Origin of the sequence: Spiroplasma culicicola AES-1, from assembly GCF_000565175.1 — a bacterium.
Lineage (GTDB): Bacteria > Bacillota_I > Bacilli_A > Mycoplasmatales > Mycoplasmataceae > Spiroplasma_A > Spiroplasma_A culicicola.
Map to the genome: position 1 here is coordinate 421,234 of NZ_CP006681.1, position 16,135 is coordinate 437,368.

The window sequence follows — 16,135 nt, forward strand, 5'->3', positions numbered from 1 at the left end:
GGGGTTAACATGAGTACAAACAAAAAATTACCATTACTTGTTACAAGAGGAAGTTACATTTATCCAACTTTCGAACAAGTACTTGAAATAGGAAGAGAAAAAACCACAATAGCTGTTAAACAAGCGGTTGATAACCATGAAGGTTTAATACTTATTGTTTCTCAAAAAAAACCACTTGAAGATGATCCAAAAATTGAAGATTTATTTGATTTTGGGGTTCTTGCAAAAGTAAGTATTAAAAAAGAGTGAAAAGATGGTACATTGACTGTTAATATTAAATCTTTATCAAGAGCAAAAATTAGCTCATTTGAAACAGGAGATTTTTATGTAGCAGAATATATTGAACAAACACAAGTAGACGAAAAAAATTCTGAAAAAGCAGATAAAATTGTTAAATTAATTAAATCAATGATATCAAGTCAAGATGAATTTCCAGCAGAAATGGAAGATATTTTAAAAGACGCATCTAAAAATACAAACTCAAGTTTTATTGTTGATAGTGCAGCACACTTAATGCCGTTTATGCCAATTGATAAAAAACAAGCAATCTTAGAAGAATTGGATCCTCTAAAAAGAATTGAAATTATTAATGACTTTTTAGATGAGAAAAAACAATCAGCAGATATTGAATCATCAATTTCAAAAAAAATTAAATCAAGAGTTGATGAACAACAAAGAGAGTTTTACTTAAGAGAAAAATTAAAAGCTATTAAAGAAGAATTAGGAGATATGGATGGAGAAGGCGATGACGTTAAAAAATACAAAAAACGCCTTGAAACTGAACCATTCCCTGAACACATTAAAAAAAGAATTTTTCAAGAAATTGAAAGATACGAAGGTTTACCAGCAAGTTCAAGTGAAGCCAATATTATTAGAACTTATATTGACTGAATGATGCAAACTCCATGATGAGAAAAATCAGAGGAAAAAACTGATTTAAAATATGCAAAAGATATTTTAGATAAACATCATTATGGATTAGAAAAAGTTAAGGAAAGAATCATTGAATACTTAGCTGTAAAACAAAATACTAACAAAGTTAAAGGACAAATTATTACATTAGTAGGTCCTCCAGGAGTTGGAAAAACTAGTTTAGCAAAATCAATTGCTGAATCAATGGGAAGAAACTTTGTAAAAGTAGCACTTGGTGGAATTAAAGATGAATCTGAAATTCGTGGTCACAGAAAAACATATATTGGAGCTATGCCAGGAAGAATTATTCAAGGAATGAAAAGAGCTGGAGTAAAAAACCCAGTATTCTTACTTGATGAAATTGATAAAATGGCAAGTGATTATCGAGGAGATCCAGCATCAGCAATGCTTGAGGTATTGGATTCAGAACAAAACTCTAAATTCTCAGATCACTACTTAGAAGAAGATTACGACTTAAGTGATGTTGTCTTTATTGCAACAGCCAACTATCCAGATAACATTCCTGAAGCTTTATATGATAGAATGGAAATCATTGAACTTTCAAGTTATACAGAAATCGAAAAACTTAAAATTGCAGAAGATTATTTAGTACCAAAAGTGTTAGAAGATCATGCTGTATCAAGTGATAAATTGATCTTTACAAAAGAAGGATTAAATGAAATTATTAAACACTATACAAGAGAGGCTGGAGTTCGTCAATTAGAAAGATGAATCTCATCAGTTACAAGAAAATTTGTTGTAAAAATGTTGAATAAAGATTTAGAAACTTTAACAGTTACTCCAGAAGTTGTAAATGAACTATTGAAAAAACGTATTTTTGAACATACAGAAAAAGAAAAACAACCTCAAGTTGGAGTAGTTACAGGATTGGCCTATACTCAATTTGGTGGAGATATCTTACCAATTGAAGTAAACCATTTCCCAGGAAAAGGTGGACTTGTATTAACTGGTAAATTGGGAGATGTTATGAAAGAATCTGCAACTATTGCATATGACTTTGTAAAATCAAACTATAAATCATTTAATATTCCAAAAGAAGTATTTGTTGAAAATGATATTCACATTCACGTTCCTGAAGGAGCTGTACCAAAAGATGGACCAAGTGCAGGGGTAACAATTACAACTGCAATTGTATCTGCTTTAACAAATAGACCTGTACCAAAAGACATTGGTATGACAGGAGAAATTACTTTAAGAGGATTAGTATTTCCAATTGGGGGATTAAGAGAAAAATCAATTTCTGCTAATAGAAGTGGATTGAAAAAAATCTTAATTCCATGAAAAAACCAAAAAGATATTGATGATATTCCAGAAGAAGTAAAAGCACAATTACAAATTGTTCCAGTTGAAAAATATGAACAAGTTTATGAAGAAGTATTTGGTGAAAAAGTAAAGGAGTTTAAAACAGAACTTCCAATTGCAACCTCAAGTGAGTCTTCAAAAGCAGCATCAATTTAATAACTAAAATCTTATACAATAATGTGTAAGATTTTTTTATTGTTTTTTTGTTATTATTAAACAAGTAGGTGAAAAGACATGAATGCATCATTGAGCTATATTTTAAGACCAAAAACTGTTAAAGACATTATTGGACAAACTCATTTATTAAATAATAAAAATGGGATTATTTATAAAATGATTGAAAAAAAATTTACAGCTAATTTAATTTTTTATGGTCCTCCAGGAATTGGTAAAACTTCAACAGCTATTTCTTTAGCCAATGATTTAAATATTGCATATGAACAATTTAATGCTTCAAAAGATAAGAAAGAAAAACTACAAGCAATTATTGAAAGAAATAAAGAAGAAAAAGTGATCTTAATTATCGATGAAATTCACAGAATGAATCGCAATATTCAAGATTTTTTACTTGAATATATTGAAAGTAAAGAAATTATAGTTTATATCACCACAACTGAAAACCCTTATTTTGTTATTAATCCCGCAATTAGAAGCCGATGCACAATCTTACAATTGCGAGAAATTAGTGTTGAAGAACTACAAATTGGTTTAAAAAAAATCATTAAAGAAAATGAATTTAAATTAGAGATTAATGATGAAGTATTAAAAGAAATGGCTTTATTAGCAAATGGTGATTTAAGAGTTGCTCTAAATGCTTTAGAATTACTGCTAAATTTGTATTCAGATCAAGAGATTACTTCTGAAATTTTGTTAAGTATTTTTGATAAAGCTTATGCAAAAGGTAGTGCTGAAGGTGATGAATATCATGATTTGAAAAGTGCATTACAAAAATCAATTAGGGGAAGTGATGTTAATGCTGCACTACACTATTGAGCGAGATTAATGGAAATTGGTGATTTTGAAGTTCTAATGCGTCGAATGATTATTATGGCATATGAAGATGTTGGTTTGGCAAATCCAGCAATTGGTCCAAGAGTTTATAATGCATGTCAAATATTTCGCCAAGTGGGAATGCCTGAAGGGCGCATAATCTTGGGATTAGCTATTATTGAAATGGCATTAAGCGAAAAATCAAATTCTTCTTATTTGGCAATTGAACAAGCATTAGGGGAAGTGAGAGCTGGGGGAATGTATCCAATTCCAGCTCACTTAAGAGATACACATTATAAAAGTGCAAGTAAATTAGGAGCAGGAATTGGTTATAAATATGCTCATGATTATGAAAACGATTGAGTTGATCAACAATATTTACCAGATAAAATTAAAAATAAAGTTTATTTTAATTTCAAACCTCATTCAGCTTATGAGAAAAAATTAAAAGAAATTTATGATAAATTTACTAAGAAAAAATAATAAAATTAAAAATAGAGGTGTTTAAATATGAGAACAAGTTTACAAATTAGAGAAGATCTTGCAAGTACTGGTTATATTTGAATGCCAAATTACAAAGATATCTTAACTAAAGTTTGAGCTAACATGGAAACTTATTTTGATGATGATGAAACTGTTATGTCTGCATTATGGGCAAGTTTTAAACGTTATGAAGATGAAATGGTGGGGATAGTTTTTATTACAAGTAAAAGAACTTTTACTTTAGAAGTTGCAGATAATAATTTGAATGCACAAATTAGATATTTGCCTTTTGATTCATATAGTTTACAAAAAATTCAATTACAATTATCAAAGAGTGGTAATGGTTTGAATTATGTTTCTTTATTAAATGATAGTTTTGGAAATGGAATAACATTTGCAACTCCAAATAAAGATGTTGCAGTTCATTTTGTTGAAACTCTAAGAGGTAAAACTTCAGGACAAATCGAAGTTTTACCTGAATCTGATGATCCATTATTGGCAGAAAATGAAAAAGAACAAGTAATTGATGAAGATTTAAATAAGGCAAAAGAAGTTGTTCCTCATAAGTTTGAAAAAAAACATGAAGAAATTAAGCCAATGAAAGAACATGACGGGTGAAGAAAAGCACCTCCAGATAATCGCCAAAAAGATGTTGAAATTAAAATTGTTCCAGCAAAAGAAGAGAAAAAAAAGAAAGTTAAATCAGCAACTTATGCTGCTAAATGACAATCAAAATCGTGGTTATTGTGATTTTTATTGCCAATTTCAATTGTTGCTATATTAGTATGTTTGTTATTATTTTTATAAAGAAAAAAAACAGTCTTAAGACTGTTTTTTAATACTATTTAAATTTCAAAATTTTTTGTCTTGAGTTTCTACTAATTTTACTAAGTAAGTATATTTTTTGTCAGTAAATGGATCTTTATAAATAATTTTATAATCAATAGTTCCAAGATTATCTGTTGATGTAATATTGTCATAATTACTAATTTTATAAGTAAAGTTATTGCGATTAATGTAAGGCATTAATTTTGTTGCAATGAATTCATTTTTTGAATCAGAAACATTTTTCAAACCATCATTAATACTATATATAATATTTGAGACACCTGTATCATCAAAAGCATTTTCTAAGATTTTAAATAAACTGCCTTCCATAAAACTTGTAGTGCTTGCATCATAACCAAGCAAATACATTGCTCCTTTTGTACCATAAAGAATTTTATCTTCATCTTTAGTTTTAATGCCCAGTGATTTATTATTTGATAATTTAATTATTGCATTAATAAAATTTGTTTGAATTTCATTATTTTTATTGTATAAAGTTATCTCTTCTTTAAAATTAAGATTATTTAGAGATTTTAAACCTACAGATAATTGATTATTTCAATAATCTTTTGGATCAAATTGCTCTAATGCTTTGTAATAATCTTCAAGAATTTTACTTATAGTTTTGTTATCAATTAATGTTATAGAAAGTATATTACTTAAATTCAATAGTTGATCTTTAATTTTAATGCCAGTTAAATCTGTTAATAAATGGCTATCTTTATTTCAAATTCCATTAAATGGTTTTTTTAGTTCATCTGGATTTGTTAGGTTTAAATTAATATTTATACCTAATGAATTAACAAATTCAATAAGTGATGGAATTCCAGTCAAAGGTTTATTTAGAATAAGTGTTTCAATTACCATTGTAAGTAGGCTTGAAACATTACCGCTAAATGGTTTAGCCAGTTCAGGCACATCAGGAATTAGATCTAAAATAATATTTCCTAGTGAAGTAATTAATGCTCCTAAAAAACTATCAATTCCAGCAGCATTAGTTTGAGTTATTAATCATGGTAATCACCCAAGTAATGGTTTCTTTTCTGGAAATGCTTTAAAACCTGATTTATTTGAAAATAATGATAGGATTAATATTTTTTGTAAATTATAACCATTTTCTTCATCTGGATTTAATGCTAATTGAAGGTTTTTAATCATTTTTTTATATTCAAAATCCGATTCAAATTTTTGATTATTAAAATCTTTAATATAATCAATATTATTTTTTGTATCATCAAATAAATGATCGCTATCTTTTGGCGTGATAGCAGTAAAATCTAAAACTCCTATTTTTATCATTAATGAACCAATGATATAAAAAATATCTGGAATTGCGTTTATTAATGCTGAAAAATTAATGTTATCTGGTTGTGTTATCAATTTTTTTAAGGCATTAGTTAGATTTTTATTAATAAAATTCTTATCAACTGAATCTCAATTAGATTTTTTATTTTCCTGTGGTTCTCCAGACAAATCAATTAATAAATTTGTAAATCTAATAATTGAAGAATGCTCAATTTTGGCAAATGTTAGTTCTCCTTCACCTGCATAGTCTCTAAACATTGCATTATTAATGTATGTTTCTAAAACTTTGGGGAAACTTGAACTAAGTAATTTATTTAAAAAACCTGAACTTATTAATTTATTTGTAAAATCTTTAATGTATTTTGTGTTAATTTTATTAAATTTAATATAATTTACATCAAAGAAAACTGAAACTAATAGTTCTCCTAATTGTGAATCACCTAAAACATTTAAAATAACTTGAATAATATCAATAATTTCATCAGAAATGTTGATATCGATATTAACGTCAATATCTTCACTAATTGAACCCGTTAATAAGGGTAATACAGTTTCTAAAGTCCCAGCTAAACTTGGTTTAACTCCCCCAATTGATTTCAATGCTGCCAATACAATTGATAAAGTTGACAACGTTGAATCATATTGAGTATTTGGATCTAAACTTTTTGATAAATCCAAATTACTATTTTCATTTAAACTTGTAAATAAATTTCGATCATAAGTTTGATTAAAGAAAGTGCTTCTTAAATCGCCCACTTTTGTTTGAGGTTGACCTTGATAGTCTTCCAACATATCTACCATTCTTGAACCATCGATTATTTGACTTAAATAATCAACGTTAATACCACTTGCATCATTAATAATTCCCGCTCTTAATGCTACATTTGAAACGTCAACAATACTTTTGACTTTATTTTTGATGTATTCTTTTTCATAGTTAACTAAACTACATGAAGTTACAGAAACACCAGAAATACTTATAGTCATTGCTGACAATATACCTAATAATTTCTTCATTTTTTTTATTCCCTTTTCTAACACTTATATTTTATAACACTCTTGACAAAAAAAAAAAAAAAAGTAAACTTAAATATGTCAAAGGGAATAAAAAAATGAGAAAGTTTAGTGTATTTTTATATTTAAAACAAGGAATTCGAGGTATTCTAAAATTTAGAATACAATTTTTTGTTATCATAATTTTAAGTTTTTTATCAACTTTTATATTGTCAATTTCATTATCATCAAGTAAAAGACTGTCTCAAAATTATAATAATGTTATGCAAAAAATGGAACCATTTGATTACATAACTACACGTGAGGCGGGGATTAGAAATAATAATGATTCAAATTATGTACCGTTAAACGATTTTATTAATTTTCAATTTTTATCTTCATATGATTCAACAATTGATAAATTTAGTCCAGAAAATCAATCAATTCAATATAATTTTAATTTAATTGAATGACCTTCAAAAGTAGAAAAAGATATGGATGAAACATTGCAAAAGGGTTATGAGGGGTATCAATCAACTTTTATATCAAAGGCTTTTGAAAATTCTGAAGTGCAACAAGCCTTTTTTGATTTTTTAAATAATTCAAAAGAAAACAATAATGAAAAAGGTTATTTAGATATGTTATTTGAATATACATATGATCCAACAACAGGTTCAATAACATATAAAAATCCAGAATATTTAACAAAAATAGGATTAAATTTAGGAGATACATATGCGTGTCTAGTTGATAATTGTAAAAATACTACATATAACAATTTTTTAATAACATTTATTACAAAGATGAAAGATAATTTAATAGCTGATTTAAAAAATGTTGAAGAATCAAGTTCACAATACTTAAAAAATAGTTTAGTTTATAAATTATGACAAAATGGAACTATCACTGAACAAGATTTAAATGTTGAACCTAAAAATAAAGAGAGTTTATCAATTTACTCATATTACATGTATTTTTCTTTTATATCATTAGTAGCTCAAATTATAGATTCAACTACTAATTATATATATTATTATCTTGATCAAGCGGTTTATTCAAATGAATGAAATGATAATGACCCAACTGAAGCAAAGGTTCAAGAGTATTTTAATAATAATATTAGTAAAGAAGCTGGTTTTGAATGATTTGACGGATCAGAAAACAATTCACAAACTATTGCAAATACTCTCTATGCATTTATAACTGGAGCAAATTTTAAGGGAAAGACTTCAAAAGAAGAAATGATTATTGATAATGAAAAAAAACAATTACCATGAATTCAAAAAGTTGATTTAAATTATTCAAATTATGAACAAAATATGTTTAATCAATCTTTAGAATCAATTTATAAAAATGGTCTTCGAGGTTCACTTGTCCAAATTATTGGTCAAGTAACTGCAGAAGGAAAAATTAGTGGTGGTTTGGGAAGTACAAGTCAGGTTTATAAATTAAAAATTCAAAATGGTTTTGAATCCACTAATGAAACTTTAGCAGGTTATCGTTCATTTAACAGTTTTGATGATAGATTTGATATTAATTATGATTCAGTAATGAATATTAAAATGTATTATTTTAGACATCAGTTAATTGGCCAAGCATTAGATATTAATGTTGAAAATAGAGCAGAAATAATTCTTTCAGATAGTGTTGCTGAAATGAAGTATCGTTTAGTAATTTTAGACAATTATACTTGACCAAGTAGGGTTACATTGTTGGGAGGAAGAATGCCTACAGCTGCAAATGAAATTTTGATAAATCCTCAATATGCCCATAAAAATAAGATTAAATTAGGTCAAAGTGTTCAACTTGGTGGAGGTACATTTGTAATTTCGGGATATGCAACAGATCCATTGGCTTATTATCCTGTTGCAAGTTCAACTGATGTTTTTCCAAATACTAAAAAAACTGCAATTGTTTATGGAAATAGTGCAACTCTTCAAAGTATAATTTCATCTGATTTTCATAAATTTGCTTCAAAAATGTTATTTACAATTGTCACAATGCCAAATAATAAACAAGAGGCTGCTCAAAAAATGGCATATTATTATTCAACATTAGCTTTTAGTGAAAAATACTTGATGTCTTCTTATGAGACAATTAATGCAATAAATAATAATGAAACTGTTACCTATCAAAATTGACCAAGTGGAGAAGAATACTCATCATTTAATGACTCAATATATTCTCAAAATTGAAAATTGGCACCAGCAATGACTAAGTATTTTAAAATTACTTCGTATTGTTTGAGTATATTAATATCTCTAATTGCTTTATCTGCAATTGTGATTGCAATTAAAAAAACTATTGATTTAAATTCTGGAGAAATTGGAATTTTAAAAGCAATGGGTGTAAGTGCTTCAAAAATTTCAATTTCATATATTTCTTATAGTTTTATTACAATGTTAGTTGTTGTACCTTTAGCATGATTAATTGCTTCATTTGGCCAAGAATTATTGGTTAATTTATTTTTAAATTATAGTGGTGGTTTATATAAGCAAGTAATTTTTAATTGATGATCTTTATTGATTTCTGCTGTATTGTTTGGTTTATTTTCAATGATAGTTTCATATTTTGTAGCTTATTTTTTAACTTCAAAAAATGTTCTTGAGGTACTTTCAAAAGTTGAAAAACACAAAGATCACAAAATAATAAATGGTTTCAAACAAAAATTAACTAAAAATATGAAATTTTCTTCAAAACTTTCAACTGAATTGGCGTTTTCTGGTTTTTCAAAAACATTATTAACAGGAACAACAATTTTATTAGCTTCATTTTTGGCTTCAGGATTTTTAGCAGTTCCAGGAGTGGTCTCTCAAACATTATCAAGTTACTATAAAAATATTAAATACAATAATGAAGTTGAAAATATTGATTTAGTAGGTAATGCACCACTTGCAAAAACTAGTTTAAGTCCTTGACAAGGAGTTGAGCAATATGAAGACACCTATATTCCATCAAATAATATTTTTGGAACTGGAATTAAAGATATTTCAAAAAATGTTTCAAGTTCAACATCAATTGGTGACAATTCAGTATTGCCAAAAATATTGATGAATCAAACTGGAAATAATATTGATTATCAATGACTATATGATATTTTTTTAAATGAGAAAACAAATTTAAATGCAGAAAATAATACCATTTCTGTTTTAGCAAGTATATTTGGGACTAATTTTATTCAATTAGTAGGAAAAGAATTTTCATTAATTGAAGCACAACAATTATTAGAATATATTATTCACTCAAATAAATTTGGTGATGATAATAATAAAAGAATTCAAGAAGTTAATAATGTTTCAGATTTATTAACAAATGGATTACCCGAAATTTTAAGTATGGTTATGCCTGGTGCTGGATCAAATCAGGGTGGTAATTGAAAAGAACAGATTTCAGATATAATTTTAGGTCAAGCGCCAGCTTATGTTAAAAATTATTTAAGTATTTCAGAAAATAGAATGAACCAATATAAATTTGGCTATTCATTTAATACCTATATTCCAAATGTAGATACAATGTATACATCACTTATTGGAAAAACTCGTGATTCTTCAAACATGCAATTAATTGGATTATTGGAATCTCAAAATGCTTTTGTATTACCAGAGAAACAACAACAATTATTTATTGATGATCAAAATTTAGAGTTATTAAAAGATATTATTTATGGAAGGATAGCAAGTTCTGAAATTAAAGATGTTATTATTAATGATTTTAAAATGTATGATAGTCAAACAAAAACATTAACTATTCCAACAATCACAAATGGAGAATTTGACAGAGTACATTCATTTCAAAATAATATAATTGAAGATTTGAATTTTACAGCAACAAGAATGCAACTTTCAGAAGCAAATGTTGATATTCCAAATAGTGCTTGAAAATATGATGATCGCGATTGACAGAAAATAAGTAATAATAGCAGTGAAAATCAAGGATGACTTAATCCAGAAGATTTACAATCTTCAAAATTTACTTATCAAGCGATCTTTAAAAACGACAATAGTGATAAAGCAGATAAAGGCTATGTTGATGGTTTAGATAGATATAAAAACTTTGATTCAATTAGAGATGATTCATTTGCTTTCTTTGATTTTGAACAAGACAAAATAACAGGCGAATTAACACCAGTTATTCGCCCTTACTATCAATATGATAATGTTGTATTATTTGTACCAACAAGATATACAACAAATATTAAAGAAATTGCTGGTTTTGGAAATAAAAATCAAATAGCTTGAATGGGATCTGGTAAAGCACATGATTTAGGTATTCCAGAAGATACTGTTAAAGATTGACAAAAAAAATTAGGAGATGATTCTCTTGAAGACTTTACATGAATTCGTCCTTATTCATATTATTTTGACGCAAGTGGCAAATATTCTAAACCCGATATTAATCTTAGTGGAGCTGAAATGGATGAAATGATTAATGCAAAATTTAATTTTTTAGGTTATTCATTTCATTCATCAAGTAATCCATTTATGTTAAACGAAGAAACATTAAATTGAAAAACTATGTCAGAGGGTAATATTGCAAAAATCAATTTGCAAAAAATTGATAAAATTGATGTTTATGGAAGTGAACGCGCAATTATTGATCAAAATATTGCCAACCTTGTAAAAGGATATTCAACTGCAAAATATATACCATTTAACTTTACTTATGAAAACTTAGAAACTGAAAATACAGTCAATATTAAAGACACAAAGATAAATACATATTCCTATTATAAACCTCAAGATTTAATTGCAGAAGATAAAAAAGATGAGTGAATTTATGGTTTAAATCCAGAACAAAGGTCACATATTCCAAGTGTTTGATATAATGGTGTATTTTCAAATGCACAAGAACCATACTTTGTGACAACTCAAGCGTCATTTGCAAGATCGCCAAAAATTGGAGAAGACACAATGGCTTCGGAAAATGCTAATTTCTATGCTCTAATTGAAATTAAAAATATGAAGTTTATGAGTGAACAACAAAACTTAATTAATGAATTAACAAAATTAATTTTAACAATTGGAATATTCTTTATATGTTTTATTATCTTTGTTTCATCATTATCGATTGTGTTAATTTCAGATATTTATGTACAACAATATAAAAAATTCATGATTACTATGAAGTCACTTGGGTATTCAAATTGAAAAATTATTAAATATAGTTTTGGTTTTGTTTCTGTATTTAGTTTAATCGCATTTATTCTAGGAACAATTTTAAGTCAATTTGCAATTTTAGCAATTGCTTCATATATTAATACAAACTTTATGTCGATTCCATTTGGAATTACTTGATGATTACCACTGATTTCATCAATTTTAATAGTTAGTTCATATGTATGCTCAATTGTAATTACTACATCAAAAATTAGAAAAGAATCGCCAAGTACATTAGTGGCTTAAAATATAACAAAACAACTAAACCATTTTAGTTGTTTTTATTTTTAAAAATAGTTAAAATAATAGTAATAAGTCTAGGTTTTAAGGGCTATTTTTAGTGGTAAAAACCCTATTTTTTGTGATATAATATGTTTGTATTTAAGGGGAGAATTTATATGAGCGAAAAAGTATACCAGTTGAATTCAGAACAAATTGGGGCAGTTAGTTTTGATGAACCATGATTTTTATGTCATGTTGAGATTGAAGAAAGTGACCAACCATTTCAAATATTTTTTCCTAGTCTTGAATTAGGAATTAAAAAATTTGCACCATTCTTTGAAGAAAACGTTATTAGTAAATGACAAGCTTTAGGTCCAGAAGGAGAAGCAAAAATTCAAAGATTGAGAGATTATTTATTAACAACTTGATGAAACCCAGGAGTTGAAACAATGCGTGAAGCAATGTTTCAACAATATGCTTATCCAGAATTTAGAGATAAATCTGGAACTGAATTAATTAATGACGGATTTGACTTTATGGCTGTAACAATTGGTCACATTACACTTCGTCATAATAAAATGCACTTCTACTTTGAAGGATTACATATTTCAGCTAGAGTTGTTGATAAATTCTTAGCAGTTAACTTCTGAGATAAAGTTAAAACTGAAGCTTTATCATTATTAGGAACAACTGTTTTAAAATAATAATCATAAAAAAATCAACCAATTGGTTGATTTTTATTTTGTAATTTTGACAATATCTTTTGGTTTAATATTTAAATATTTAATAGAATTAGATGCCAATACATAAACTACAGTACTATTAGCGATGTATTCAGTCATTTTATTGGGTTTAAAACTTGTAAATAATTCAACCACTTGATGGCGACGATCACAAAAAACTAAATCTACATTTTGGCGAAAACCAATTGAATTAAAACCTTTAGCATTAATAAAGCGAAAACCAATATCATGATTTAAGTTTTCTTTAAATGCTAAAGAACCAAATTTGGCATTAATTGTTTTGATATTTCGAATATTGACATTAACAATGCTATCATTAATGATCAAATTATAAATTTGGTTATCATCTTTTTTAGTCTTAGTTTTTGATGACTTTACAAATTTAAATGTCTCTTTTGTTAATTTAATTAAACCCATATTTTTTCACCTATGTAAATTATAAACTTTTTTTCTATATAATTAATAAAAGAAAGAGGTAAAAAATATGGCAAAAGTAGCGATTTTTCTAGCAACAGGTTTTGAAGAAACAGAAATGATTTCAACTGTTGATGTCTTAAGAAGAGCTGAATCTTTATTTAAAGGCTCATTTGAACAAGTAGATATGGTATCAATTACAGATAAAACAGAAGTGACAGGAAGTCACAATATTACAATTAAAGCTGACAAAACTATGCAAACAATTAATTTTGATGAATATGATTGTTTAGTATTACCTGGAGGCCAACCTGGAGTTGATAACTTGATGCAATGTGAAGTATTAATGAATGCAATTGAAAAACATGCACAAGCAAATAAAACTTTAGCAGCAATATGTGCTGCACCTCAAATTTTGGGAAAACTTGGTTTATTAGATAAAGTTGAAGTGACATTCTATCCTGGATGTGATTCATATTTAGATAATGCAGTTAAAAAACCACAAATGAGTGCAATTGCTGATGGAAACATTATTACTGGAAGTTCAATTGGGGGCGCTTTACAATTTGCTTTACAAATTGTTGACCATTTTACTTCAACAGAACAAATGTTAGCATTACACGAAACTTTAGTTTTCAATTATTAAAAAATTACCATTTTAAATGGTAATTTTTTTATCCTTTTTTAATTTATAATAAAAATATGAAAGCTTTAATTGTAGTAGATTATCAATATGATTTTGCAGATCCAAATGGTAGTCTATATTGACCTGAAGGTGAAACATTAAAGGAAGGAATTGAACAAAAAATTAAGTTTTATAAAGACAATAATTGATTGGTTGTCTTTACAATGGATTGACATCCAGAAAATCATTGTTCTTTTGAAATTTGACCCCCACATTGTATTCAAAATACAAAGGGTGCTGAAATTTTAGTTGATACATCAGTAGCAGACTTTATTGTTAAAAAAGCTGTCAATATTGATGAAGATAGTTATTCAGGATTTAATTTCCAAGTAAAAGGAGTTGCTCCTTTAGAAGAGTGACTTAAAGAACAAAAAGTTGAAGAAGTTGAAATTTGTGGACTGGTAAAACAATATTGTGTTGATGCCACTTATCAAGATGCTTTAAAACATGGTTTTAAAGCAAGCATTATTGAAGAATTAGTAAAATAGAAGATTTGACTTTTATGGACTTGTAAAAGCATTCAATAACTTAAATGGTAATTGAGATAAAGATATTTATTAAATTTATAATTCAAAAAGATAGTAATTTTGTAAAATAGGTTTATAATAAAAATGTCAAGTTTCGAAAATGAAAAGAAGGCGTAAGTCTTCTTTTCTATTTGTAAACTCAAGAATAAAGATTTTATTCAAAACAAAATTAAATAGGAGGAATTTGCTATCATGATTGATGGTGCTAAATTATTAGATGCAATTTATGACATTGCAGAAGAGAAAAAAATTGAAAAAGAAATAGTTTTTGAAGGAATTAGAGAAGGTTTTCAAAAAGCATATGAAAAATTCTTTGACCCTGAAGCTATTGTTAAAGTTGATATTGATGAACAAACAGGTCAAATTAAAGTATTTAAAGAATTAACTGTTGTTCAAAAAATTGAAGATGAATGACTAGAAATTGGTTTAAATGATGCTAAAGCAGCTTATGGAGAAGACGTTACAATTGGAGATACTGTTTATGAACCAGTTCCATTTGACGTTGATTTTAGTAAATTAGCTGTTATGCAAGTTGGGCAAATCATTAAACAAAAAATTCGTGAAGGTGAAAAAAATAAATTATATGAAGAATTTTTATCAAAAAATCACGAAATTGTTGGGGGAACTGTAAAAGATATTACAGAAACTAACTACTTAATTGATGTTGATGGTTCAATAATTCCAATTTGAAATAAAAAAATGATTCCAGGAGAAGATTTTGATGAAGGAGATCGTATTTGTTTCTATGTTGAAGAAGTTTCAAAAGACAACAAACACTCACAAATTCAAGCTTCAAGAATTCACCCAGAATTCTTAGCAAGATTAATGGAAACTCAAGTTCCCGAAATTGCAGAAGGAATTATTGAAGTTAAATCAGTTTCAAGAGATCCAGGAAAACGTTCAAAAATTGCTGTTTATTCACATGAAGAAGGAATTGATCCAATTGGAAGTTGTGTTGGTGCAGCTGGTTCAAGAATCAAAGAAGTATCAAAAGAATTAAATGGTGAAAAAGTTGATATTGTTTTATGAGATGAAGATAGAAAAACATTTGTAATGAATTCTTTAGCTCCTGTAAAAGTTATTAGTATTGATTTAGATGAAGAAGCAAATGAATGTTTTGTTGTTGTTCCAAATGAACAATTGTCATTGGCAATTGGTAAAAAAGGAATGGCTGCAAGATTAGTTGCTAACCTTGTAAACATGAAAATCAATATCTTGTCACTTGAAAATGCACAAGCTAAAGAAATGGAAATCTTGTGAAATGGAAACATTACTCAAGAAGAATTATCAAATCCTGATTTCTTAAACAATGTTAACAAAAGACGTGAAAAAACAAGAAATAATTCAAAACCGTTAAATAACTTTAACAATGACAACTATTCAAATGAATCTTCATACCAAGAAATTGATTCAAATATTTTTGTTGAAGATAATTCAATTGATGAAATAGAATCATATTCTGCTGCATTTGAAAATTTAGCAGTTGAAAATGAAGATGAAACTATTGATATGGATGAATATGATTCATATTACAAAGACTAGTAAGGAAGTGAT

At 27.1% G+C, this 16,135-nt stretch carries 10 protein-coding genes; 8 read left to right on the forward strand and 2 right to left on the reverse strand.

Annotated features, from left to right (window positions below; translation table 4 throughout):
- Positions 1-9: 9 nt before the first annotated feature.
- From lon to SCULI_RS02020, 3 genes are all read left to right on the forward strand, one after another.
- Positions 10-2,391: an endopeptidase La gene (gene lon, locus SCULI_RS02010; protein ID WP_025362967.1), complete on the forward strand. Its 2,382-nt coding sequence runs from the start codon at positions 10-12 to the stop codon at positions 2,389-2,391.
- Between the two features lie 78 nt (positions 2,392-2,469).
- Entirely contained in the window at positions 2,470-3,708 is a 1,239-nt protein-coding gene (locus tag SCULI_RS02015) for a replication-associated recombination protein A (protein WP_025362968.1), read from the forward strand.
- 27 nt (positions 3,709-3,735) lie between these two features.
- Positions 3,736-4,515, forward strand: coding sequence for a hypothetical protein (locus SCULI_RS02020; protein ID WP_025362969.1), 780 nt, complete (start codon positions 3,736-3,738; stop codon positions 4,513-4,515).
- Between the two features lie 15 nt (positions 4,516-4,530).
- On the opposite strand, the gene SCULI_RS02025 is transcribed toward SCULI_RS02020, so the two are convergent.
- The gene (locus SCULI_RS02025) at positions 4,531-6,858 is read right to left on the reverse strand and encodes an MOLPALP family lipoprotein (RefSeq protein ID WP_025362970.1); all 2,328 of its coding nucleotides are present in this window, start codon (positions 6,856-6,858) and stop codon (positions 4,531-4,533) included.
- Positions 6,859-6,953: 95 nt separating this feature from the next.
- Here SCULI_RS02025 and SCULI_RS02030 point away from each other — a divergent pair, with 95 nt between their 5' ends.
- Positions 6,954-12,236, forward strand: a complete 5,283-nt coding sequence (locus tag SCULI_RS02030) for an ABC transporter permease (protein WP_025362971.1) — start codon at positions 6,954-6,956, stop codon at positions 12,234-12,236.
- Between the two features lie 152 nt (positions 12,237-12,388).
- Positions 12,389-12,916 carry a hypothetical protein gene (locus SCULI_RS02035; protein ID WP_025362972.1) on the forward strand — a complete coding sequence of 176 codons (528 nt, stop codon included), beginning with the start codon at positions 12,389-12,391 and terminating at the stop codon, positions 12,914-12,916.
- 33 nt (positions 12,917-12,949) lie between these two features.
- Here the strand turns inward: SCULI_RS02035 and SCULI_RS02040 are convergent, their stop codons facing one another.
- The gene (locus tag SCULI_RS02040; protein WP_025362973.1) at positions 12,950-13,372 is read right to left on the reverse strand and encodes a hypothetical protein; all 423 of its coding nucleotides are present in this window, start codon (positions 13,370-13,372) and stop codon (positions 12,950-12,952) included.
- Positions 13,373-13,439: 67 nt separating this feature from the next.
- On the opposite strand from SCULI_RS02040, the gene SCULI_RS02045 reads away from it, so the two are divergent.
- From SCULI_RS02045 to nusA, 3 genes are all read left to right on the forward strand, one after another.
- Complete coding sequence (locus tag SCULI_RS02045; protein ID WP_025362974.1) at positions 13,440-14,015, forward strand: DJ-1 family glyoxalase III; 576 nt, start codon at positions 13,440-13,442, stop codon at positions 14,013-14,015.
- A 56-nt stretch (positions 14,016-14,071) separates the two neighbouring features.
- The gene (locus SCULI_RS02050) at positions 14,072-14,542 is read left to right on the forward strand and encodes an isochorismatase family protein (RefSeq protein WP_025362975.1); all 471 of its coding nucleotides are present in this window, start codon (positions 14,072-14,074) and stop codon (positions 14,540-14,542) included.
- Positions 14,543-14,773: 231 nt separating this feature from the next.
- On the forward strand, positions 14,774-16,123 hold the full coding sequence (gene nusA, locus SCULI_RS02055) for a transcription termination factor NusA (protein WP_025362976.1): 1,350 nt from the start codon (positions 14,774-14,776) through the stop codon (positions 16,121-16,123).
- The last annotated feature ends 12 nt before the right edge of the window (positions 16,124-16,135 follow it).